Source organism: Trichocoleus sp. FACHB-6 (assembly GCF_014695815.1).
GTDB classification, from domain to species: Bacteria; Cyanobacteriota; Cyanobacteriia; order Cyanobacteriales; family FACHB-T130; genus Funiculus; species Funiculus sociatus.
This window is the reverse complement of the sequence record NZ_JACJOY010000026.1, coordinates 126,359-149,482: the sequence shown is the minus strand read 5'-3', so window position 1 is coordinate 149,482 and position 23,124 is coordinate 126,359. Positions and strand designations below refer to the sequence as shown.

Below are 23,124 nucleotides of genomic sequence, written 5' to 3'. Positions count from 1 at the left end.
GGAAATGTCAGAGGATGTCTCACAAGTGTCAAAAGTTGGCTTGATCCCCCCTAGCCCTACTTTTCAAGAGGGGAGAATCAAGTCTTAGTCTCCCTTTTTAAGGGGGATGCAAGGGGGTTCACCCTCTAAGCGTCTCGATTATGACTTTTCAGACATCCTCTGAGTTTCACATTTGTTTAAGCCAGCATTTTAGCCGGGACGCACTACTACAAATTACTGAAATTTCCAATTTTCAATTAATCACTTACTTGTAGGTAACGGTTCTTACCTCATCCTAATGGGTGAGTAGTTAAGGTGAGATTAAATACACCTAACAGGGCGAAGGTGTACCTTGGCTTTCAAAACTACATTGGAAGAGTAGAAACACACCTCAAGGAACATTAATTATGCAATCTGCAAAAGAGTTTGAAGCCATGACTCCCCAAGCTGCTGCCGCTACTGCTATCCAAAAACCAGTTCTTCGCAGGGGTTCTCGCGGTTCCGCAGTGCTTGAATTGCAACAACTATTAGCACGCTGGGGATATTACGCCACTCCCTTTGATGAAGTCTTCGATGTGCCAGTAGAAAATGCCGTTAAAGCTTTCCAGCACCGCGTATTCTTAGTAGAGGATGGCATTGTTGGTGCTAAGACGTGGCAAGGTCTGTTCTCCGGCGCGCCCGTTGATATGCCTGTTCTACAGTTGGGAAGCCGTGGTGAGGCTGTCAAAACTGTTCAGAAAGTCCTACAGTTGAATTCTGATGGTATTTTTGGCCCGATTACCCAGAATGCTATCAAAACCTTCCAAACTTCTCGTAACTTGGTAGCTGACGGAATTGTTGGTTCTCGCACCTGGTTCGAGTTGAGCAAGTTGCCTCACTAAGGGGATTAGGGAGGTGGGGAGTGGGGGAATTGGCAGAATTGTTTCTCCCAAGTCTCCCGGTCGCCTCCAACCCAAAACTGAATATGGAACTTTTACAGATAGCGATCGCTCTATAACTATAGGGGCGATCGCGCTTTTATTTATTTATGAATCGGCTTTTTGTGTATCTATCTTTGGGCATAAAATCAGCACAATTTTTCCAGTACAGTTTTGCTGACCGCGTTTCCCCATGTATATTAGGAAACGACCAGAGAATTGATGTCTAACAATTCTTCCCGTTACTCGGTAATTAATTTTTATGTTCTCTGCTCAAAAAACAAAAACGATTATTAGTGCTATGGGTGTGGTTGCCACAGCGATCGCTACTGGCGTTATCATTCAACTTGGTGACATCAAGACACAAGCAGCCCCAACTGATACAGCTGTTTCAACAATTGCTGATTACTGGCGAAACGCTCAACTAGAACGCACCCTCAGAGGACATACTGATTGGGTAAACTCCGTCGTCATCACGCCTGATGGGAATAATGTAGTCAGTGGCAGTTTCGACAATACAATCAGGATGTGGGATTTTTCCACTGGTCAGTTAATTCGCACCTTTAGGGGACATCCGAAACCTGTTTATGCGATCGCTATCAGCCCAAATGGGCAATTAATTGCCAGTGGTTCTCAGGACAACACAATTAAAATTTGGAATCTTACCACTGGTGAGTTAATTCGCACCTTGAGGGGTCATGCTAGTTCAGTTTTTGGAGTTGCCTTCAGCCCCGATGGACAAACCATCGCCAGCGGCAGTAAAGACGATACAATCAAAGTTTGGAATGTTGCTACTGGCGAACAAATTTACAGTCTCACAGGGCATACAAATTGGGTTGAAGCTGTTGCTTTTAGTCCCGATGGACAAACCCTTGCTAGTGGATCTCAAGATAAAACCATTAAAATTTGGAATCTTGCTACTGGTCAATTAGTTGGCACCCTAAGCGGTCATTCAAATACAATTAATTCTGTTGCCTTCAGTCCGGATGGACAGACCATTGCCAGTGGAGCTTTTGACAAAACGATCAGAATTTGGGATCTTTCCAGACGTCGGCTGATTCGCACCGTTAGGGGGCATACAGACATGATTTATTCTGTTGCCTTCAGCCCCGATGGAGATACGCTTGCTAGTGGCTCTCAGGACAACACAATCAGAATTTGGGACTGGAAAACAGGGAGACAAATTAGCACTCTCTCAGGTGATACAAGCTCGATTTATTCGGTAGCTATCAGCCCGGATGGAAAGTCTCTTGCCAGTGGTAGTTATGACAGAACTATTAAAATTTGGCGGACGCAGGGAATTAATTAAAAGGCAAAACTGAAGAATTACAGCGTTTCTCAGTTGGGTGGAATATATCGCGGTTCTGACGTTCGGTCTACCTTGGTAGGGACATGGCATTGCTATGTCCCTACAGATGTATTGCACCCAACCCTTGAATCGTTGTAGTAGTAGGTTGGGTAAGGTTCCAAGGGGCCACCCTACTAGCTTTTTATCGTTCCATATGCGCTTCTAACAACTTTTGCGCTCTTGGCTTGTAAATCAAATAGAACAATGCCTCAAGATAACGCAGCAAATCCTCCCGTTTTTCCTTAGAGGTAAAGTTCCAGAAACCATAAATTCGAGCTAGAGATAGCAGCTTGGTGGTGTGAATTTTCCACGTATAGGTGCTGTAAACTCGATCGATAGCCCGCGTAGAAACTTCATACCAGTAGTTAGGATTCTGGTCGCACTTGGAGACAAACTCCAGCATGATCTCTGCCATTTCTTCTAAGTTCGTCGGGTTAATGTAGAACCCGTTAAACTTATTCTGAATAATTTCCAACGGCCCACCAAATTGCGTGGCAAAAGTTGGTAAACCGGAAATCATTGCTTCCAAAATTGTCAAACCAAAGGCTTCAAACAAAGCTGGTTGAACAAAGACACCTTGACGATCGGCAATTACTCGGTAAATTTCACCAGAGTCGCTTTTCGATAGGCGGACGGCTAACCAGCGAATTTTACCTTGCAAATTGTACTTTTCAATGATTTGGTAAAGCTTTTCAATTTCGTCGCGTTCTTCGTTGTCACTGGAATCTTCAACGCGCAATTTACCTGCAACTAAAATTAGGTTGCAATGTTCTTGCAATGCTTCACTTTTACCAAAACATTCTGCTAAACCTGTGAGGTTTTTGATGCGGTCGAGACGCGCTATTGAGAAAAGAGGGCGTTTGGTGGGGTCATCAAGTTTACCCAAGGCTTGCTCTGGGTCTTCAAGGGTGAAGAGCAATTCGTCCAAGCGATCGCGATCGCTCATCACCCGATCTTCCAGGCGCGAGTATGGAAAATAGTAACTCTCGTTTACCCCAGGCGGTACCACGTTGAACTTAGGACTATATAGCTCAATCCCGTTCACCACATGATACAAATCTGGCATGGTGAAACACTTGTAAGACTCATACTGTCCCACACTATCTGGCGTTCCCACAATTTCCTGATAGGTACTGCTGATGATAAAATTCGCCGCATTCATCGCAATCAAATCGGCGGTAAACTGTAGGGAAAAATGATATTTCTCATCTAAGTCTTGCCAGTAAAGGTTACTGAAAAGATATTTTGATTTTTCCAGTGCGTGGGCAATGTTACACTGAGTTACTTTCAAGCGACGTGCTAACAAAAATGCAACTATGTTGCCATCAGTGTAGTTGCCAACTATCAAATCTGGCTTGCCTTGAAATTCTGCCAGCAGTTCTTTTTCTGAATCAACGGCGTAGGTTTCCAGATAAGGCCAAAACTCAAACCGGGAAATCCAGTTATTAGTCAACTTGGGATTAAATTCCCGCAAAGGCACCCGCAAAATCCAGGCATTTTCTGTGCCGTGAACTTTTTCTAAACGTTGGTTACACAGGGTGCCATCACTATTAGGAATCAGACGGCTGAGAATAATTACTTTTGCTTCTACACCCAGGATATCCAACCCAGCTAACGTGATATCTTCCTGTAGTTGCTGTTCTAAGCTTTTAGCTTGGTCGAGGACGTAAACTACTTGTCCGCCAGTGTCCGGACGCCCCAAAACTCCTTCTTGCCCAAACCAACCATGAGCAGACACCAAGACGATCCGAAAGACCATCGGGATGCGGGAAACGAAGGCTTCTAGGGTTTGGTGATCGGGAGAGTCGATGAGTTCATCGAGGATTTCTAGAGTTTCCCGTACACGTCCGGCGGTGTTACCCCATCCGGGTTCAAAACCGAGGACTTGCAACTCATAGCGGAATTCTTCGTAAGGTTGCTCGGGTGGGCGATCGCTTACAAAGGCGATCGCTTTCTTGATCCCATCTGAGAGTTGTTGCTGCGATTTAATCCGCCCGTTGATCAGTAGTTGCAGTCCGTTGTAGGAGTGGACGCTAAGAAATTCATACAAACTCTCCAGCCATTGTCTGGGGTCTTGGAAGAGTTTGCTAGATAAATATCGGTTGAGATACTCCACCCCCTTCCCAATGTTTTTGGGGTCGCGGATTGTCGGGGTGTAGTCGTAAAACGGTTGAAAATCTAGTTCGAGGATATCGCCTTCGCTGGGATGGAAGCGGTTAACCAAGCGATCGCGCACATCCAGCAATTCCTGCACCGTCATCTGGTCTACGCTCAAATCTTCCGACAGCCGATACACTTCTTGAGAAGCAATCGTAGGACGAACAATCAGGCAAAAGTTTCCATCCTCCTGAATAATTTCTTGGGTGTAATAAATCAGTTTTCCCAAATGGGAGGAGTGGTAAAAATGTTCCGGCTTCTGGTGCCTGGTGCAATATTCCCCAAACGCATTAACGATATCGTTACGCAGTAAGTATCGCTTTTCCTGTTGACGTAACTCGCTGATAAACTGACGGATATCACTTTTTTCATCACTGTCGAGAACGGCCTGGATCAGCTCTGACATGAAAACTCCAAATTGATGAATAGTTTTACAAGACTAAATTACATAATCCCATTGGTAGTCATCCTCCCTCTGGAGGATGGAGAGTAGGGAGGTAGGCAGCACCCATATAGTTATAACACCTATCATAGGGTGTAAATTTTGCTACCAGTCCCAATACTGTTCGCATAGGGTGAGGGGGAGATTTCCGGATACGGGATCTGGGTCATAGGGTTCGGTTAGAAGCTGAAAACACCGACGTTAGCGTTGGAAAATGGGAACCAAGTTTGTACGCGGGAGCATGGCGTTTAAACAGCGGATGCTGTTGATGTTTTATAAACCTGATTAGTTCGTAGAAATGGTTAAGTGATTACAAAACCCAACGAATTCATAAGTGTTGTTTAGTTTCACCTTGTTCAACCATCCCTTACTAGGGCGTCGTAAAGGCTAGGAGCGTGTAATATTTCGTACTCAGTAATCCCCCCTTTTGAAGGGGAAACAGCCTCAAAATCCCTCTTTTCAAGGGGGATTTAGGGTTATCTTGTACGGATTGATGCAGCGAGTGAGACTTTTAAAACATCCTCTAAAATGCTGGGTTCTTAAAATTCGCCGAATAAAAATTTATTATTTATAGTAGGCATTATTTTAGCCAACAAATTAGCGTTTTTGGGTCACTTTTACTAAAGTTTAGCGTTTCTCAGTTGGGTGGAATATATCGCGGTTCTGACGTTGGCTCAACCTTGGTAGGGGGTCATGCCATGTCCCTACCAAGGTTGAGCACTTTTCTAGTGCCTTTCGCATTGCGGCAATCAATTTGTAGCAAATCCGAAAAATATTGGTTTGGCAAAACAATGGGAAAGCGGTTTTTATCTAATCTAAAGTAACAAAACAGCGATAAAATCCTTCCGTTTGGGCGTTCCGTATCAGGGGATTGGAACCCCAAACTGTGCTTAACTATTTAGCCGCTTTAACTGGATTCATCGAACGCTCTAAGAAACTAAAAGTGCGTGATGAAAGTAATGTTAATGCCAAATAAATTAAAGCAACGGCAGCGTAAATTTCAAAGGCGCGATAGTTATTTGCTACAATTAATCGCCCTTGTTGGAATAATTCCTCAAATCCAATCACCGCTACTAAGCTAGTGTCTTTGAGTAAGGTGATAAACTCATTGCCCAAGGGGGGCAGCATCCGCCGCAAGGCTTGGGGAAAGATGACATAGCGCATTGTTTCCACTCTTCCCAACCCCAGCGACTGGGCGGCTTCTGATTGCCCGATGTCAATAGACTGGATACCTGCGCGGACGATTTCAGCAATATATGCGCTGCTATTGAGACTCAGCGCTATCACTGATGCTGTTAGTCTTCCCAAATTGAAATTGATGCCAAAGCTTTGCATGAGGGCAGGTATGCCAAAGTAAATCATGAAAATCTGCACCAGCAAAGGCGTTCCCCGGAAAAAGTCAATATAGGCTCTGGTTGCCCAACGCAGGGGCGCTATGGTTGAGAGGCGGGCAATTCCTAAAAGTGAACCGCCAATCATTCCTAAAAAGACGGAGAATGCTGTTAGATATAGCGTCACGAAAACTCCCTGCAATAAGTAGGGCATTGCGTTTAAGATGACGTTAGTAGCTTTTAGGGGAGTTGTTGATTTATCAAAGTTGATTGTTTCTGGAAGTGGCGGCGCTTCGGCATTAAACCACTTTCGATAAAGGCGATTGTAGGTGCCATTTCCTAAGATAATTGCCAGTCCTTTGTTGATGTCATTTAAATAGGGAGAACCTTTAGGAGTGGGGATGCCATAGTATTCTTCTGTAAGCAGTTGATTGATAATTTTGATTGACTTGAGGTTGTTTTCTTTGATAGCGTAGAGAGTTACGGCAGCATCATTAATGGCGGCATCTACATTGCCGTTGATTAATTCTTGAAGCACTAGCGGTGAAGAATCGAAGGTGCTAATTTTGGCACCAGGGATTTTTGCTGCTTCGGCTGCGCCAGTGGTGCCGATTTGTACAGCTACCTTCTTGTTTTGGAGACTTTCTAGGGAAGTAATTTCTGTGTTGTCAGCTTTGATGGCGATCGCTAACCCGGATCTGAAATAAGGACGGGAAAAATCTACCACTTTCTGACGTTCGGCGGTGATCGTCATGGCTGCGATCGCTGCATCGACGGTTTTCGCCTGCAAAGCTGGAATCATCCCGTCAAATTGCATCGTTACAAATGCAATCTCGAAATCAGACGCTTGCGCGATCGCTTTAAACAAATCTACATCAAAGCCGTCTATCTCGTTGTTTTCCCCCAGCAACTCAAACGGCGGATATGTAGGCTCTACTGCTACCTTAAGCGTGGTTTTTGCTTTGGCGAAACTGGCACTCAACACAAAAATGCCCAAAATCAGCAGACAACTCAAGCCAAAAACTAAACCTTGGCGTCGCCAACGTGACTGAATGAATTTGTGCATTTGCCTTACCTGGGAGTGCAATTTCTACTAATGACGCGAAGTCGATTTGCTAAATCTTACAAAAATTCCGTACCCTAATATAATTTAATAATTACAATTACACCAGAAAAAACTATGGAGGATTCCACCCCGGCAATTATCTTTGAAGGCATTGAGAAAAGCTTTGGTTCTCTCAAAGTCTTACAAGGAATTAGCGGTGAAATCCACCGGGGAGAAGTGGTGGCGATAATCGGCTCAAGTGGTTGTGGTAAGAGTACGCTGTTGCGCTGCTTCAACCGTCTGGAGACGATTAACGACGGGCGTTTAGTTGTCAATGGGATAGATTTGTCGCGTCCGAAACTCAATCAAAAGCAATTGCGGAGACTACGGGCGCAGGTGGGGATGGTTTTCCAGCAGTTTAATCTGTTTCCTCATTTGAGCGTGTTGGAAAATTTGATGCTGGCTCCGCGTTTGGTGTTAGGTAAATCTGGCTCTCAGATTGAGGAGCAGGCGCGATTTTATTTAGAGAAAGTTGGTTTGGTGGAGAAAGCAAAGGCTTATCCAGAACAGCTCTCTGGAGGACAAAAGCAACGAGTAGCGATCGCTCGCAGTTTGTGCATGAACCCCCAGATTATGCTATTTGATGAACCCACTAGCGCCCTCGATCCGGAATTGGTGGGGGAAGTCCTGGTGGTGATGCAGCAGCTTGCAGAAGAAGGCATGACGATGGTGGTGGTGACGCACGAGATGCAGTTTGCCCGCGATGTGGCGCATCGAGTATTCTTTATGGATCGAGGCTGTGTAGCGGAACAAGGTTCCGCAAGGGCAGTTTTGACTCAGCCAAAAAGCGATCGCTTGCGTACTTTCTTGAGCCGCATGAATTTCGCTGAGAATTTATCAAATTAAGACATCTGCGTAATTAAGGAACTAACAAATGCTCATGTTGTTTTGGTTCTCCCTATTTAGCTCTACTTAATCTAAAATCATTATGTTTTGCCCACCATTGTCTACTAATTTCAGCAATGGTGGGCTTTCTAAACATGGTTAAATTGTTACCTGAGCTTGCAACAACCTCATCGCAAATTTTCCGGGATATTCTCAGGTACAGTCCAGTAGTAAATTGTGTGCTGACGAGCAGGGCCTTGCACCTGTACCACACGCTCAGGTTTCCATTCTCCCATGTCGAAGTCATGGGAAACAATGCGTGTGCCTGGTTTGAGTTCTCTTAACAGCTTGGGCCGAAGTTTCACGTTAATATCAGGAAGCAGATAGAGCGTCACTACTGTGGCATCGCTCAAATTAGTCTGAAAAAGGTCTTGTTGTAAAAATCGCACCCGGTCAGCTACACCCGCTTTTTGGGCATTGTCTTTACTTTGCTGAACCAGCTCTGGATTAATGTCTATGCCAGTGCCACGAGTGCCGAATTGTTTTGCTGCGGTAATCACAATTCTCCCATCGCCACTGCCGAGATCGTAGAGTACATCGTCACCTTTGACTTGTCCTACTTTTAGCATTTGGGCTACAACTTCATTTGGCGTGGGTACAAATGGTACATCAGGGGTACGTTCTTGGGTTTGAGGGGTGGGAGTAGGTGCTTGGGCTTGAACATTGGGTTGGGCTTGTGCATCGAATTCTCGTTGTTGGCTACAACCTGCAATCCCCAAGCTGACAATACTCACACTTGCAATTAATAACTTCGTGATTTGTTGCATTTGCATAGCATTTTTCTCCGTTTAAATTATGTGGAAAACTGCTGGCATTTTGGGTAAGGGAAGCATTTTGAGGAGGGATGAACCGCAAAGATGCTATAGAGCAAGGGAGGGAACAGAGGAGAAACTTCAATGTTTCGTCTCTACAGGGGTAAATAGAATTTTGCCGTTCTAATGCCGCCACCGATTCCAGAGCAACATCGGTACACCTGCTATCACTACGCCTACGCCTACAAGCGCCCCAATACCTGTATAGGCAAGGCTGGAATAAAGTAAATAACCGCAGATGAGGCAAAAAAGTATGGGTGTCAGGGGATAGAAAGGGACGTGAAACGGTCGATTTATACTTGGTTCCCGCGCCCGTAAAACTAACAGCGATACACCTGTCAGCAGGAAGAAGAACCAGAAGACAGGGGCGGTGTAGTCTACCATTGTCTTAAAGCCTTCGCGGGTGAGGGTGCCAAGTAAGACTAAGGCTAAAGCGATCGCGCCCTGCACTAACATTGCATTAGTCGGCGTGTTGGTGCGACTTTTCCAGGTTCCCAGGAAGGCGAACAGCCCAAAGTCCTTTCCTAGTGCGTAGTTAGTACGCGCACCTGTAAAAATCGTGGCGTTGATAGCACCCAAGGTAGAAACAGCAATTAGTAAGCTGATAAACCATGCACCAGTTTCGCCAACCGCATTACGCATCAAATCTGCTGCTACGGCTTCGGAACTTGCCATTCCCGCCAGTCCTAACCCTCTGATGTAAGCGAAGTTGATCGCTAAGTATATCGCCGCGATGATACCGATACTCCAAAGTAGCGATCGCACCATGTTTCGTCTGAGATTTTGCAACTCTGCCGAGATATAAGCCGCTTCGTTCCAGCCGCCATAAGACAACAGCACGAAAATCATCGCTAAGCCCCAATTTGTTTGGGATGTCGGTGCAGCAGCCACCTCAGTAACGGGATTTCCAGCAGAAGTGAGTCCGACGACTATAACTAAGAGTAAGCCGAGGATTTTGGCGACTGAAAGCAAATTCTGCGCCCACTTTCCTTGCTGAACGCCGATGATGTTTAAACCTGTCAAACTGACAACTGCGATCGCGGCGTAAAGTGATGGGGAATAATCGCCTAGTCGAAATAACTGGGAAGCATAATCTCCAAACACGAACGCCAAAAGCGCAATTGAACCTGTTTGAATCACTGTCATCCGCGCCCAAGCAAATAGGAAGGCAAGGTTTTTGCCGAAGGCACGCATCAGATAATAGTAATTGCCACCTGCGTGCGGATACGCCGTTGCCAACTCTGCGTAGCACAAAGCGCCGACCAAGGACATTCCGCCGCCCAATAACCAAAGCAAAAGGGCGAATCCTGCACTACCCGCATTGGCAGCAACAAGGGCTGGTGTCTCAAAAATTCCTGCACCGATGACGATGCCAACAATCAGGGCGATCGCGTCTACAAATGCCAGCGTTGGCTTGGGGGAAGCTGCATTGCTCATTACTAAGGCTTGATTTGTCGAGCTATAGTTCGCACGTCTGCTCATGAATTGCACCATCATCCTTAAAGAGCGATCGGTTTTTCAAGTCGCTTTACAATCCGGAGAAAGTGTAACCAACTCCTACTAAAAGTCCCACCTCTGTTTCATCAACAAAACCGACATTCACGGCAGCCGTCGCGGTAAATTGTGATGATAGCGGAACATCTACACCACCAGTAATTAGTGCGCCAATGGTGCTATCGTCACCAGTGGAAATTGCCACACCGCCACCGACATAAGGGGCTACACTAAATCTAGTTTCTTGTACTCCTTGAGTCGGGAAATCGACAGTTACGGGAATCAAAAACATTACATCATCGCCAATCAAAGCAGCGGGACGCAAAGACAAAGTTCTGGTAATTCCAATTTTGCTAATGACAGCAAAGGCACCTTCACTTAAAGTAGTATCGCCGCCAAAACCGATGTTACCAGCCACCCCAATATAACTAGGGCCAGAGCGTGTGGCTCTACCCGGTGTTACATTAACTTGAGCTACTTCAGGAGCAGCCGTTTGATTATTGGTGGCTTCTGGGATTTGAGACTTTGTTGGTTCAGCCCTAAGAGCCGATGCCGAATTGAGAACTGTTTTGTCTACAATTTGCTCTGGTTTTACAACATTATCGGTATTTATTGTTGTTTGTTCAGGATTCAGAGCAATGTCAATTTGAGCTTTGTTAGACTCTGCTGATGCAGTGGATTCTTGCATATTCTCTGGCAATTCTGTCTGAGTGGCAACAGAATCAACTTTTTGTTCAACAAAATCCGGATCTTGGTCTGATTTGAGCGGTGCCGCCTCTAGATTTTCAGCGGGTGAGGTAGCGATCGCATCCGTCTTTGGGGTGAAATCGCTAGTTTCAGCTAAAGCTGCAAAACCACTACCAACAACAGCTAGAGCTGTCAGACTGATTACGGAAGCAGTGCGTCTGAAATACATAATACTTTTAGTGAATCCTGAAACAAAAGTGTGTTAAAAAAAACCTTACCCAATCAGGAACGTGAGGGGAAATTGCTGGAGAAACCAGCACCCTCGCGTTCCTGATTGGGTAGGCAATCTCCAATTCCTGCTATTTTTAAGTGTTAAAAACAAATGTGACTAGAAAGTGACAGAGGATTAGGAATTTAATTTGAGCGGCAGTTCGATTTGAAAAGTTGACCCTTGCCCGACGACACTGGAGACATAGATCCTACCCTTGTGTGCTGCGACAATTTGTTGAGCGATCGCTAACCCCAAACCAAAACCACCTTTAGCGCGAGAGCGATCGCTATCCGCCCGATAAAACCGTTCAAAAATATGGGGCAAATCCGCAGAGGAAATTCCAATACCAGTGTCGGAAACTTGAATAATAGCCAGACGCGATCGCGTAAACAGTTGCAGTTGAACTTGACCACCAGCCGGAGTATATTTACAAGCATTACTCAGCAGGTTCATCACCGCCTGCCGTAATAAATCTGCATCCGCTTGCACCTCCACACTTTTAGTCAGTAAATTACTAGCGAAATTAAGATTTTGTGCTGCGGCTTGCGTTGCATAGTTGTCTGCTAGATCCTGTAGCAAAATAGTTAGATCAATCTCTTTGACACATTCAGGGGACAATGACCCATCATTACGAGCCAAAAACAGCAGATTACTAACCAGAGAACTCATTGATTTAGTAACATCAACAACCTTCTCTAACCGAAGACGTTGCTGTGAATTATCATCAGACAGCAACCCAACTTGTGCATTAGTCAAAATCGCCGCCAAAGGTGTCCGCAACTCATGAGAAGCATTCGCTGTGAAACGTTGTAGTTGGTCATAAGTCTGGCGAATCGGTCGCATCGCCAGTCCCCCCAAAAACCAACCAGCGAGGCTAATTATCCCCAAAGTGACAGGAACCGCCAGCGTTAAAAATAGCCGAAAATTATCCAGCTTAGCTTGACTGGACAATAGCCCAGTTGCAACCTGGAGATAACCAATTAATACACCCTTCTCGTAAACGGGTAGCGTTACCTGACGCAGCCAGGATTTAGTACCTATTCCCAATATTTGGTCGTTGGCAATTTTGATTGTTTCAAATTCAGATGTCAGTCTCAGATGCTTTGTGGGAGGTATGCCAAAAAATTGCACCAGTTGCCCTTGAGCATCGTACCAACGCGCATACACCAGTTCACTATCCTGTGGCTGTAGGTTATTTCCCAACAGCGGCACATTTTCTAAATCTACCTCCCACTTACCATCGCGACGCTCATAATTCACGCTGGCTGCCATCACTTTAGTTTGTTTGTAAAGTAATTGATCTAGAGCTAAGAGCGTATCTGCAACTTCCAGATGGTAGACCAGTCCCGCAAAGACAACCAAAATACTCCCCATTGATAGGGTGAACCAACGAGCCAAATTGCGACGGCTACGACCAAACATGAAAAATGAGGGGATTGGGGATTGGGAATTGGGAATTGGGAATTGGGGATTGGGGATTGGGAAAAAGTCTTACCTAGTCCTTAGTTCCTCGTCCCCAATTCCCAGCCCCCAGCCCCTTCATTTTTTACTTGCGGAAGAATTGATACGATAGCCCATACCATATACTGTTTCAATCCAGTCGGCTGCACCAAGTAACTGCAAGCGTTGCCGCAGCCTGCGGACTAGGGTGGTTACAGCGTTGCTTTCCGGTTCTGTACCCCACTCCCATAAAGCTTGTTCAATCTGGTCGCGAGTTAAGACTTGATGAGGGTGACGTAGCAGGTACTCTAGCAACTGAAACTCGCGGGCTGATAATTGGACAGTTGTCTGTTCTCGTTCCACTGTCAGGCTATTTAGGTGGAGTTGTAAATCTTCCATGCGAAGGATATCTCCTTGCCAAAGTGGCGATCGCCTTCCCAATGCCCGCACCCGCGCCAACAGTTCTACAATATCTGTGGGTTTAACTAGATAGTCATCGGCACCAGCATCCAAACCCGTAACTTTATCTGGCGTGGTGTCTTTGGCAGTTAGCATCAACACAGGTGCGGTTTTACCTAAGCGTCGGTACTGGCGACAAAGGCTCAACCCACTAACTTTCGGTAACATCCAGTCTAAGATTAACAAGTCATAGTCTTTTTGAGACAGCAGCCATTGGGCAATTTCCCCATCTTCAATACCATCAACAATATGCCCAGCTTGCAACAAAGCAGCGTGCAGTGGTTCTAATTGTGCCGGGTCGTCTTCTACCAATAAGATTTTCATAAAGAGCTTTAGTGAAAAGTCTGTGCAAAAGAATCACCTACTATGTTGTTCAGGGTAAAGAAATTTATGACCTCAGTACGTCTTCCACCAGTCATAATTTAAGCAAACGCACAAGAAAACAAACTGTTTTCGGTGAATATTCTTTTTCTTTTACTTTTTCACCTCTCGCCCCCTATCCCCTCTCCCTATGTCCTCGCCCCGCTGGTTACAAAAATTGCATTCTTTAGGGCTAGAATTTTGGTTGTCTTTACCCTTGTTGGGAATTGCTTTTTGGGTTGGGGGTGGGATATTGACAGACAAGGTATTGAGTCGTCCCTACAGGACAGTAGACAAGCTGCAAGCTGATACACAACTAGAGGTGCAGCTTTCGGTAACAGTGCTAGTAATCAAAGCTGAAATTAAAAAGAGTGAAGGGTTTACCAGAGTACAGGTTAAAACCACAGATTCTGCACTCAAAAAGTTGGAATTTGAGTTTCCGGTGACAGATTTAAGCGGGGTGGAAGCGATGATTGCTCAAGAACTAAAATTGTCTCGTGAAGATGTTAGGAAGCTGGTGCGTTATCAAGTGAAATACTAAGTCAAGTAGGTTGGGTTGAGGTGAGCGTTACCCAACACTAATATTAGTAGGTTAGGTTGAGCGATAGCGAAAACCAACCTACAGTTTTTCCTAACCGAGAAGTATTGTATTAAGAGTGAGTTCCCCGACAGGGAGACAAAAATAGCTAGTAGGATACTCGTTCCTAGCTAGAGGCTAGGATTGCTATATACACCCATAAGTTTTGTTTGTCTGGGGCTAAACATGCCTAATGATGAATAATTTGATGCAGCTGATCTGCTTCTTCTAATATTTTTTCAACTCCACCTTCGGCAATTCCTCTAACATAGTTGATTTTGATTTCTTCTAACATATCTACAAGTAAGGATTGAATTTCTTGAAGGTTATGTTTTTTCTGTAACTCCTTCTCTAAAGCATCTCGAAAGTTTTTGAGAAGACGGCTGGATAGTTCTCCCACAACTGGATCTTCAAGAGCTTTTTTCAGATTACTGTATGTTGACTGAGATAAATCTTTCGCCAATCTCTCAGTAAACTGAGTAGGAAGTTGATTCAGTCCAGGGATATTCTGAAGTTGTTGGTAAACTGGGGATTGATTTAGGGTACTTTTAAGAGTGTGATGCACTAATGCTTCTATGTCAGGCTGGATTTGGGGTAGAACATCATAGACGCTGAGATTGACTAGACGGGTAGCGATCGCTTTCACCTCATCTGTATTATTTACCTGAATATAAGGGCGGCGAGTTTCCGGATGCAATAGCCAGCGTGCAACATCACCCCGCCCAATTGACTCTTGCATTTGAGCTATTAATCGGATGCCTACAATTTCAGTTATTTCCTCAGCAAAATTAGCAACCAAATCATGATTAATTTCTCTTCTTACAAGCTCTAAATTTAATAAATCAGCTTGGTGAAGGCGAAGTGTTACAGGAATGACTCGTAGCCACCGCAAAAAGGGAAGTAGCAAGAAAATATCATACCATCGCCGCAGCATTCCTTTTAACCAATTTAACCCAGGAGAACGGCGACTGATAGAAAAAGTCCGAATTAAAAAGTCTAGAGCAAATACAATAACAAACGGCAAGTCAATCTGCCAGAAATTATCAATAAATTTCCCATTTGTTCCAATATTGCGATAGTAGTTAGTCTGAATTAGGGGACGAGTTTTGGTATTGAAAAAATTCAGCTCTTCTTGCCAACCTGCTTGGGATAGATATTCTTGACTCCAAAACAAGGCAAAGGCTTTATGGGAGGACTTTATGTGAACGCGATCGCGTATCTGATTTTTAATCTTTTCCAAAATGCCACTTTTATTCGCCACCGCAAACGGATTATCCTCAATCATTTCATTGCTGAGGCTACGCAATTCCTGTAATAAGTTTTCTACCGGAGACGACTGCAATCCATTTTGCAAAACTTGTGTTTCAAGTTCATCCACCTTATTGAGGTAGTTCTGCGTTTCTCGGTGCGGTTCAATACCTTTGATGGGGTCGTAAACTTGGATAATACTTGCCCAGTGGTGAAGATAAAAATCGCGCCAAGACACATAGCTTAGGTCAAATATGACAAAGCAGAAATTTACCAAGGCAATGATGGCGATTAATTTTACCAGCCAGCGATTCCGAGTTTGATCGGGCTTAGTTATAGCCGATTTCGTTGTCATGATTTAAGTGATTCATCAAAACTAAGTAAGGCTAAACGAGTAGGGTTTTCTATTAGGTCATTCGCAACTAAAAAACCTGCAATAGTCCACGTTTGATAATTCTTTGATTCCTTCCCAATCAATCGAGCATTCTTGCTATCGTAGTATTCCGGCCACCGATCCTGGCTTAAGCGATTTTGGGCAAGATCAAAGGCTTTCTGGGCAAGCTCTATCCTACCCGTTTTCAGAGCCGCCGCCGTTAGGAAACAAAGTAAAACAGGCCAATTACCGCCATTATGATATGACCAAGGTGTATTTTTAGGATCGCAACCCGTGATGATTCGCCACTCCTCACCGTCAAGCGCGGGGAAACAGATTTTCATTGGCATATATCCTACCAGATCGTCCCAACGTTGCTCGATTAAATTCATAATGCTTTGCGATTCCTTTTCGCTGGCTAGAGAGGTGACAATTGCCATCAGGTTTCCCAGAGCAAAAAACCGAAAATCCATCCTTCCAGGACCAAGATTACCTGCTAGATAACCTCCAGTTTGTGGTAGCCATTCAGTTAACCAGCCAGGAATAGATTGGGCATAAATATTAAATCTATTTGCTACTTTTTTACCAAACTCATCGCCCTTATAGCGATAAATTTCATTTAAGCGCTTGAGGTCAAGCCAGTAATATTCTCGAACATGGTAAGTAAGGGTTTGCAACCGCTGATTAAGACTATTGATGCAGGAATTATTGCTATCATTTGGTAGGAGCAGTTCACCAGCCGCACGTAAAGCTGCATAAAACAGCACCTGGATTTCTAAAGGATGTTCGTAGACACCCATACGGCGGTCAATCATAAAAGCTCCATCGGGAACTAACATCGTTGGGTACATCGCAAATCGATGAACTAAACAGAGTTCCAAAATCAATCTAATTCCTTCTTGGAATTCAGGTTGATGAGCAAAAGAAATATCGCCTGTGGCTTTCACATAAGCACGTAATAAGAGAATCCACCACAAGCAGGAATCAACAGGCGGAACTCTAGCGATCGCATCTTCCCCAAAATCAGCAGTTAAATAATATTCGCCATTTTGTCTTGTCTCAACTTTGAAGCTGGCTGGCATCAATCCTGGACCTGGCTTAAAAGAGTCCATTTGTGGTTCGTGACTCTGCAAAGCTAAAGTTGCCAGCAAAAAATTGCGGACAATTTCCGGCTTCCCGGCAATCAAAAAAGCCAGCGCTGAAGAGACAAAATCTCGAACAAAACACTGATCGTAATTTAGCGCCTCCGACTCAGGATCGTTAGCGGCTATCATGCCAATCGGACGACCATCATAATAAACAATAGACTTTTCAAGCCTTTCCCAAGCTTCTTTCAATAGTTCGCTTTTGGTATTCATCAATTACTTAACCTTTTTTTATCGTAGAAAACATATACCGTAAGCATCCTAGGAAAAATGCCTGAAAGCTAAATTCAAGGTGTTGCAGCGTTGCTAGATAACCCTCTACTCGTTCTATCCTTTGTTGCTCCGGTTGCTGTGCTATACCGGGGAAGACCATAGCCAGTAGGAACCCCAATAATAACCCGCCTGGGTTTGTTCTTGCTTTCACGGTATCTTTCTGATGCGTCTTTTCTTTATTGTTGAAAAATAAGGCTTAAGTTCAAATTTTATTACTTTCAATTGAAGCGTAATATCAGAGTTTACAGTAAAGCATTCAAGAGGCGATCGCATCTTGCTAATGGAGGAACGATTGCTTTGAATGTTACTGAGCAACTATGCCAATAGTTAGAGTTAAGAGTCGTTATAAACTGGGACAATCCTTGTGAGGAGAAATGGAAAGATGTCTGTCTCGTTAGGTAATTCCCCAGTCATTAATGGAACGATTATAAGTGTCTACTCAGCTGTCTTTACATCGGTTATTGTGATTGAAGTTCCGGATTCGATCGCGATCGCTCAACCCTAAGTTGATGAAACTACGCCGCCCAATGAATGAGCCAGAAAATCCGTTATTTGACGAGTAACAGGACGCTAACGACCCAATTCCCTCAGTTTCCCAGCTATATGACCTACAACCTGCTGATTGGGCTTTTCAAGCTTTAAAATCCTTGAATCAGCGGTAGGGTGGCATTGCTGGTTATCCGGATAACACTTACCTCGGTAATCAAGTGCTGAGTCGCTACGAATTGGCCGCTGGTTCAAATGGTTGCTTAAACACAATTAATCAGCAGCTTGGGATGCTTTTAGAACTTTCTTTATAAGACATCGCTACTCTTAAACAATGGTGATATTTTTGTTAGTACAATTATGATATTATTTAACTTTTAACCCATTTCAATAAGTCCCAATGTCGGGTAAAGGGTATAAACAAGCGCGATCGCGTCTCTAGGTAAACCCCATCTAGAATCGAAAATCGCATAACTCTGAATTTTAAGTCAATCTATCGATAGAGATAGCACTAATTATATTTGGGTAAACTTCTAATAGTGACCTTCTGAGTAGTCAATCTTGAGGAAGGCACAGGAATTTTGTCTAACTAAAGCTTCCACCCATCGTCAATTTGAAGTCGATTTCTGGGAATAGGGTGGGCAAAATCTCAATGGACATAAATCATTTGTTAGGTGCTTTTTACCAGAGGTAAAAGATATGTATCATAATGAATTTTTAAAAGAATATGCAGCACTTAATGAAGCAACATTAAGTGAAGAAAGAGTCAATGAGACACAATCCGATGTGGTCTCCCCGCCGGATTTGATATTTTGGAGTCCCATTGGCTTTGTCGTAGGCTGGGCAGTTCTTTATTTTATGCTGTCAAAAATTGGGATGGCTGCACGAGATGAAATTGCTGTTAACATAAAGCGCTTACATCAAGCTCCGTGTAATAAATGTCAATTTTATTCAAACAACCATTATCTAAAGTGTGCTATACACCCTTCTACTGTTCTCACTGAAAAAGCGATCGGTTGCTGTGATTATTCCCCAAAATAGCAAACCTTTCAGCTAATATAAAGCGGCATCACCAGAAAACATAGGCGATGAAAAATTTGCCTATGTTTTTTGTCACTCCTTTATTTTCATTCAGCAATGGCTGGTCAAAAGTGGCGTTCTCTCATCTCAAAGACGCGCCGTAATATCGACTTCATCAAGCCGGGAAACAACTGATAGGCTGTTTTCGATAGTTTAGTTGTGCCAACAAGTACATCAGACCGTTGATGCTTAAGTGCCTTCCAAATTGCCTGAGCCACATCTTCAGGATTCTCTAGCACGGGACTATTTAGCGCTTTATCCACCAGTTGATAACGAGCGCTAGCAGTCTCCTCATTTTTACCGCGAAAGATTGCTCGCTCTGTTAGACGAGTGCTGATAAAATTTGGATAAATTCCACAAACCTGAATACCCTTGGGTGATAATTCTGCGTGCAGCGATTTGGTCAGCCCAGTAATAGCATATTTGCTAGTCGTGTAAGGTATTTGGTAAGGAATCGGCACGATCCCACCGATAGAACTGACGTTAATAATTGTTCCGGTATGCCGCTCCAGGGAATGGGGCAAAAGTGCATGAATTGTGTGAATATAGCCCCAAACATTCGTGTCTATGACCCAATACAGTTCAGTTAAGGAATATAGTGGAGACTGTTCTCAATAAGAACAAGAAAAGTAACCTAGGAGTAAGGCTTCCAACACCTCTGAATTCTTCATTCATCACTAACTGAACCGTATTGGTCTATGACCTGCTGCCAATCACTAAGCAGGAACTCCTCCACAGGGCCTAATGTAAAAATTCCTGCATTGTTGATCAGCACATCAATATGACCAAAATGAGCGATCGCTTTCTCAACCAAATTGTTCACCTGTTCGGGATATCGAACATCCGTGGAAATGGCGATCGCTTCTCGACCAAGCGATCGCACCTCAGAAGCGACAGCTTCTAAACGGTCAATTTGACGAGCCGCCAGTATAATGTCATAGCCTTGACGGGCAAACAAAAGCGTTGTTGCTTTGCCGATGCCTTGAGAAGCACCTGTAATCAATACCGTGTCAGCCATATTATTCTTTAATGAGAATGCTGTCTTCCTCTATAGAGTAAGTTCCGCATTGCCCGGTCTCCACTGTCTTAGGAATTATTCAACATAAATCTGACGGTTCATGTGAATTTTTTTTCCAAAAGCACAATACTTGCTTGAACGTACTTGAGGACTAATTAAATAAATCTCCTGGAGAAAACTGCGATCGCATAAACAATTGCGTAATGTAATAAGTGTTACCTTCCCGCCAAACCCCGATACCAGTCTCAGCGTATTCTGAACGCAGAATATTCGCACGATGTCCAGGGCTATCCATCCAGCCTTTCACTGCTAACGGCACTGGTTGGGGAGCGTTGGTACTCTTAAACAAATTCTCTCCCACTACCCAGTAAAAAATTCCCCCAGCACGCACCCGTTGAGACAGGGTACTCCCCCCCGGACTAACGTGGCTGAAGAAGTTTTCACGAGCCATTTGCTGGCTGTAGTTGCGTGCAACCTGTGCTAATTTTTCGTTATTTTTAAGTTGATTCAAGCCATTTTGCTGACGAATTTCGTTGATACGCTGACGGACTTGCGCTTCATCCCGTGCAGTGGCAGGTGATTGAGCTACGCTGTTGGGTAATGGCGGTTTTTCGGTTACGTCCTGCCCAGGTAAGCGCGGTAAAAAATCGATGACAGGTTGGCACCCTGCCACAATTAAAGCGATGAACGCGCCGGATATCACAGCTAGTCGCTGACGAATTATTTTCACACTCAAACTGTTGGCAGGCATACTCTTTGTTAACTACCGTTGAAATAAGCGATCGCGCTTATGGGAAGCATTCTCCTTAATTACATGGTAAATAAGATTTTGCAACTACCGCATTTATTTTCTCAGCCTTGGGAGTATTAGATATTCTCGATAAGTGGCAAAATGCTCCTGCTTAAAAGTTATCCTATTGGCTGGCGCGGAAAGTGGATAACTAACATAGAAATATCTGCACGACTACGCGCGATCGCTTCAGGCGCAATTCCTACGGCTGGCAAACCAAATCTATCCGGATGGCTCCCACCAGTTAATATTAATAAATCATCCGTTTCCAGCATTCGAGAAACCTTTCCCACAAAGTTTCCCTGCACTCGCACAATTGGAACTTCTGGGCCAAATCCAGTTACTTCTAAATTTGAATTTGAGGAACGCCCAAAAGTTGTCGTTACCTGTAACAATTGCAGTGATGCCTTTAGTTCCACGGAAAGAGTTCGTGCCAGCTTCTCCGCTTGCCCAAATTGAGAGGATAATATTTCTCTTTCAGTGAATGCTAAAAATACCCGTTTTGTATTCTCAATTGGGTGAGAAAATCGGGCGACTAACACTGGCACTGTTGCTCGACGCACTACATTATCAATTACACCGCCGAAGAAATTATCTCGATAGTTAGAATACCCTTTCCAACCACAAACGATTAAATTAGCATTACGCTCTTGGGCAGCTCGTATAATTCCCTTATCAACTGAGTCATCCACTCTGCCAATTGGCTCAACTGAGGTTACAGAAGCATGAGCAATAGTTTCTGCTGCCGCTAATAACTGTATTTGCTGCGCCTTGGCATCAGCTGAAATTGGCCCCAGATTGTCAGTTAAAATGTGAAGCGGTAGTAAAGTTCCCCCAGCATTTTTAGTCAAAATCAGAGCAAGTTGCAATAGATTATCTTCAGTGTTGGGGTTAGCTACGGGAACTAAAATGCGATCGCCTAACTGCTGTTTTCCTCCGCTAGCCGGACTTGCTACCTCTGGGTTCATATCTCGCCCCCAACGGGCAGTAACCCAAGGCGAAGCAATACAGGTAAACAAAATCATGGCAATAATGCCATTAACAGTGACCTGATCCACCAATTTAATTTGGTAAGCTACCGTAACCGCTGCTAAAGTCGATGCAGCTTGGGCAACGGAAAGGCCAAACATTACCATAACTCCGGGAAACTTGAAGCCGAAAATTTTACCAGATCCCCAAGCTGCGGCAAATTTACTAACTATTTCCGCCAAAATCATTACTGCGGCTACTAATAGCGATCGCGGTTCGCTAACTAATATCCCTGGATTAATCAACATCCCTACCGAAATCAGAAAAAATGGCACAAACAAGGTATTGCCAATAAACTGAATTCGATTCATTAGCGGACTAAGTTGGGGAATGATTTGAGTAATCGCAATTCCCGCTAAAAATGCCCCAATAATCGGCTCAATATCAATTAATTCAGCCGCATAAGATACCACGAATAAAGTTGCTAATACAAAAGTAAATTCTGCCCCTTCATCGTTACCAAAACGCCGGAAAAACCAACGACCAATTTTAGGAACTCCCCATAAAGTTGCAAAGGTATAAATGCTTAAAGCCGGAATCAGAAATAGCCAAAAACTAAGGTTGAGGCTGCCTTGGTGAGCTTTAACAACAACGGCTAGAACCAGAAGCGCTAACACATTAGTAATTAAAGTTCCTCCCAAAGTTGCGGTCACAACCTGAGTTCGCATAATTCCCAATTTTGTAACTACTGGCAATGCCAAAAGTGTATGGGAAGCAAAACAAGAAGCAACCAATATTGCTGCTAAAAAACTGTATCCTAAAAGCAGCATGGCAGCTGTACCCAATACCATCGGCAAAGCAAAGGTTGCTATTCCAAATATGGCTGCTTTATCTGCGTTGTATTTCAAATCGTCTAGGCTGGTTTCGAGTCCAGCCATAAACATAAGAAATAGCAATCCGACGGTGCCTAATAAAATGATGGTGCTATCTCGTTCTAAAACACCTAATCCATACGGCCCTACAACCACTCCGGCAAGGATTAAGCCGACAATTCCAGGTAGTTTAATCCGCTCAAATAATAGCGGTGCAACTAGCATAATTGCCATAATGGTCAGGAAAACTGGAACCGGATCGGTAATCGGGCCAGAGAACACTGAGGGAGTCAAAAACTCAGTAAGCGATCGCCGCCAGTTTTCCAGGTTGATCAAAATATTTCCCATAAATTTTCTAATTAGTTTTTACTTACAAACACTTGTCATGTATACAAAGTTAGATGTATAAGCATCTCTCTGGGACTATTTTTTGCAACAACAAACGTCCAGATTACCAAAAGTCTTACCGCAAAATTTACATCTGAGGTTAGATTGATTGATTGCATAGAACTTAACTATATAGGTAGACATAATTAAACTAAATATCTGCTCCATGTTGGGCCCTTGGAACCGCACCCAACAAACCCATGCCTACAAATAATTAGA

The 23,124-nt window shown here is 44.0% G+C and carries 19 protein-coding genes and 1 pseudogene; 7 read left to right on the top strand and 13 right to left on the bottom strand.

From position 1 onward, the window contains the following. Positions 1-386 precede the first annotated feature (386 nt). The 3 genes from H6F66_RS05465 (at position 387) to H6F66_RS05455 (ending at position 2,205) form a co-directional block, all read left to right on the top strand. A complete protein-coding gene (locus H6F66_RS05465; RefSeq protein ID WP_199295435.1) occupies positions 387-860 on the top strand; it encodes a peptidoglycan-binding protein in 474 nt (157 codons plus the stop codon). A gap of 13 nt (positions 861-873) precedes the next feature. Further along, positions 874-1,077 carry a hypothetical protein gene (locus H6F66_RS05460; protein WP_190419005.1) on the top strand — a complete coding sequence of 68 codons (204 nt, stop codon included), beginning with the start codon at positions 874-876 and terminating at the stop codon, positions 1,075-1,077. 81 nt (positions 1,078-1,158) lie between these two features. Continuing rightward, complete coding sequence (locus H6F66_RS05455; protein WP_190419003.1) at positions 1,159-2,205, top strand: WD40 repeat domain-containing protein; 1,047 nt, start codon at positions 1,159-1,161, stop codon at positions 2,203-2,205. 181 nt (positions 2,206-2,386) lie between these two features. Here H6F66_RS05455 and H6F66_RS05450 read toward each other — a convergent pair whose 3' ends face one another. Beyond that, positions 2,387-4,807: a sucrose synthase gene (locus H6F66_RS05450; RefSeq protein WP_190419001.1), complete on the bottom strand. Its 2,421-nt coding sequence runs from the start codon at positions 4,805-4,807 to the stop codon at positions 2,387-2,389. 930 nt (positions 4,808-5,737) lie between these two features. Beyond that, positions 5,738-7,240, bottom strand: a complete 1,503-nt coding sequence (locus tag H6F66_RS05445; RefSeq protein ID WP_190418999.1) for an ABC transporter permease subunit — start codon at positions 7,238-7,240, stop codon at positions 5,738-5,740. Between the two features lie 114 nt (positions 7,241-7,354). On the opposite strand from H6F66_RS05445, the gene H6F66_RS05440 reads away from it, so the two are divergent. After that, a complete protein-coding gene (locus H6F66_RS05440; RefSeq protein WP_190418997.1) occupies positions 7,355-8,125 on the top strand; it encodes an amino acid ABC transporter ATP-binding protein in 771 nt (256 codons plus the stop codon). 167 nt (positions 8,126-8,292) lie between these two features. Here the strand turns inward: H6F66_RS05440 and H6F66_RS05435 are convergent, their stop codons facing one another. The 5 genes from H6F66_RS05435 to rppA all read right to left on the bottom strand — a co-directional run bounded on the left by H6F66_RS05435 (position 8,293) and on the right by rppA (position 13,651). Beyond that, positions 8,293-8,937, bottom strand: a complete 645-nt coding sequence (locus H6F66_RS05435) for a methyltransferase domain-containing protein (RefSeq protein WP_190418995.1) — start codon at positions 8,935-8,937, stop codon at positions 8,293-8,295. A gap of 162 nt (positions 8,938-9,099) precedes the next feature. Beyond that, complete coding sequence (locus tag H6F66_RS05430) at positions 9,100-10,458, bottom strand: amino acid permease (protein WP_190418993.1); 1,359 nt, start codon at positions 10,456-10,458, stop codon at positions 9,100-9,102. Between the two features lie 46 nt (positions 10,459-10,504). After that, positions 10,505-11,386, bottom strand: a complete 882-nt coding sequence (locus tag H6F66_RS05425; RefSeq protein ID WP_190418991.1) for a hypothetical protein — start codon at positions 11,384-11,386, stop codon at positions 10,505-10,507. A 177-nt stretch (positions 11,387-11,563) separates the two neighbouring features. Beyond that, positions 11,564-12,850 (bottom strand): ATP-binding protein, encoded by a 1,287-nt coding sequence (locus H6F66_RS05420; protein ID WP_190418989.1) that lies wholly within the window; start codon positions 12,848-12,850, stop codon positions 11,564-11,566. A gap of 117 nt (positions 12,851-12,967) precedes the next feature. Beyond that, positions 12,968-13,651, bottom strand: coding sequence for a two-component system response regulator RppA (gene rppA, locus H6F66_RS05415; RefSeq protein ID WP_190418986.1), 684 nt, complete (start codon positions 13,649-13,651; stop codon positions 12,968-12,970). 187 nt (positions 13,652-13,838) lie between these two features. On the opposite strand from rppA, the gene H6F66_RS05410 reads away from it, so the two are divergent. Beyond that, the gene (locus tag H6F66_RS05410) at positions 13,839-14,228 is read left to right on the top strand and encodes a hypothetical protein (RefSeq protein WP_190418984.1); all 390 of its coding nucleotides are present in this window, start codon (positions 13,839-13,841) and stop codon (positions 14,226-14,228) included. A 226-nt stretch (positions 14,229-14,454) separates the two neighbouring features. Here H6F66_RS05410 and H6F66_RS05405 read toward each other — a convergent pair whose 3' ends face one another. Both H6F66_RS05405 and H6F66_RS05400 read right to left on the bottom strand, forming a co-directional pair. Further along, positions 14,455-15,867 (bottom strand): hypothetical protein, encoded by a 1,413-nt coding sequence (locus tag H6F66_RS05405; protein ID WP_190418982.1) that lies wholly within the window; start codon positions 15,865-15,867, stop codon positions 14,455-14,457. Beyond that, complete coding sequence (locus H6F66_RS05400; RefSeq protein WP_190418980.1) at positions 15,864-17,243, bottom strand: glycoside hydrolase 100 family protein; 1,380 nt, start codon at positions 17,241-17,243, stop codon at positions 15,864-15,866. The genes H6F66_RS05405 and H6F66_RS05400 overlap by 4 nt, the downstream gene beginning before the upstream one ends. Positions 17,244-17,685: 442 nt before the next feature. Here H6F66_RS05400 and H6F66_RS28770 point away from each other — a divergent pair, with 442 nt between their 5' ends. Together H6F66_RS28770 and H6F66_RS05395 are read left to right on the top strand one after the other, a co-directional pair. Then, the gene (locus tag H6F66_RS28770; protein ID WP_277873956.1) at positions 17,686-17,808 is read left to right on the top strand and encodes a hypothetical protein; all 123 of its coding nucleotides are present in this window, start codon (positions 17,686-17,688) and stop codon (positions 17,806-17,808) included. A 680-nt stretch (positions 17,809-18,488) separates the two neighbouring features. Continuing rightward, positions 18,489-18,830 carry a hypothetical protein gene (locus tag H6F66_RS05395; protein ID WP_190418978.1) on the top strand — a complete coding sequence of 114 codons (342 nt, stop codon included), beginning with the start codon at positions 18,489-18,491 and terminating at the stop codon, positions 18,828-18,830. Between the two features lie 104 nt (positions 18,831-18,934). Here H6F66_RS05395 and H6F66_RS28765 read toward each other — a convergent pair whose 3' ends face one another. From H6F66_RS28765 to H6F66_RS05375, 4 genes and pseudogenes are all read right to left on the bottom strand, one after another. Continuing rightward, on the bottom strand, positions 18,935-19,450 hold the full coding sequence (locus H6F66_RS28765) for an SDR family NAD(P)-dependent oxidoreductase (RefSeq protein ID WP_190419043.1): 516 nt from the start codon (positions 19,448-19,450) through the stop codon (positions 18,935-18,937). Positions 19,451-19,563: 113 nt separating this feature from the next. Beyond that, a pseudogene (locus tag H6F66_RS28760) lies at positions 19,564-19,887 on the bottom strand (SDR family NAD(P)-dependent oxidoreductase); the annotation flags it as partial. Positions 19,888-20,038: 151 nt separating this feature from the next. Further along, entirely contained in the window at positions 20,039-20,638 is a 600-nt protein-coding gene (locus H6F66_RS05380; RefSeq protein ID WP_190418974.1) for a CAP domain-containing protein, read from the bottom strand. Positions 20,639-20,796: 158 nt separating this feature from the next. Continuing rightward, positions 20,797-22,866, bottom strand: a complete 2,070-nt coding sequence (locus tag H6F66_RS05375) for a cation:proton antiporter (RefSeq protein WP_190418972.1) — start codon at positions 22,864-22,866, stop codon at positions 20,797-20,799. Positions 22,867-23,124 lie beyond the last annotated feature (258 nt).

Bases quoted from the DNA above. Each gene is read 5' to 3' on its own strand.
- H6F66_RS05465 (WP_199295435.1), top strand. From the start codon at position 387: ATGCAATCTGCAAAAGAGTTTGAAGCCATGACTCCCCAAGCTGCTGCC.
- H6F66_RS05455 (WP_190419003.1), top strand. From the start codon at position 1,159: ATGTTCTCTGCTCAAAAAACAAAAACGATTATTAGTGCTATGGGTGTG.
- H6F66_RS05450 (WP_190419001.1), bottom strand. From the start codon at position 4,807: ATGTCAGAGCTGATCCAGGCCGTTCTCGACAGTGATGAAAAAAGTGAT.
- H6F66_RS05445 (WP_190418999.1), bottom strand. From the start codon at position 7,240: ATGCACAAATTCATTCAGTCACGTTGGCGACGCCAAGGTTTAGTTTTT.
- H6F66_RS05440 (WP_190418997.1), top strand. From the start codon at position 7,355: ATGGAGGATTCCACCCCGGCAATTATCTTTGAAGGCATTGAGAAAAGC.
- H6F66_RS05435 (WP_190418995.1), bottom strand. From the start codon at position 8,937: ATGCAAATGCAACAAATCACGAAGTTATTAATTGCAAGTGTGAGTATT.
- H6F66_RS05430 (WP_190418993.1), bottom strand. From the start codon at position 10,458: ATGAGCAGACGTGCGAACTATAGCTCGACAAATCAAGCCTTAGTAATG.
- H6F66_RS05425 (WP_190418991.1), bottom strand. From the start codon at position 11,386: ATGTATTTCAGACGCACTGCTTCCGTAATCAGTCTGACAGCTCTAGCT.
- H6F66_RS05420 (WP_190418989.1), bottom strand. From the start codon at position 12,850: ATGTTTGGTCGTAGCCGTCGCAATTTGGCTCGTTGGTTCACCCTATCA.
- rppA (WP_190418986.1), bottom strand. From the start codon at position 13,651: ATGAAAATCTTATTGGTAGAAGACGACCCGGCACAATTAGAACCACTG.
- H6F66_RS05410 (WP_190418984.1), top strand. From the start codon at position 13,839: ATGTCCTCGCCCCGCTGGTTACAAAAATTGCATTCTTTAGGGCTAGAA.
- H6F66_RS05405 (WP_190418982.1), bottom strand. From the start codon at position 15,867: ATGACAACGAAATCGGCTATAACTAAGCCCGATCAAACTCGGAATCGC.
- H6F66_RS05400 (WP_190418980.1), bottom strand. From the start codon at position 17,243: ATGAATACCAAAAGCGAACTATTGAAAGAAGCTTGGGAAAGGCTTGAA.
- H6F66_RS28770 (WP_277873956.1), top strand. From the start codon at position 17,686: ATGTCTGTCTCGTTAGGTAATTCCCCAGTCATTAATGGAACGATTATA.
- H6F66_RS05395 (WP_190418978.1), top strand. From the start codon at position 18,489: ATGTATCATAATGAATTTTTAAAAGAATATGCAGCACTTAATGAAGCA.
- H6F66_RS05380 (WP_190418974.1), bottom strand. From the start codon at position 20,638: ATGCCTGCCAACAGTTTGAGTGTGAAAATAATTCGTCAGCGACTAGCT.
- H6F66_RS05375 (WP_190418972.1), bottom strand. From the start codon at position 22,866: ATGGGAAATATTTTGATCAACCTGGAAAACTGGCGGCGATCGCTTACT.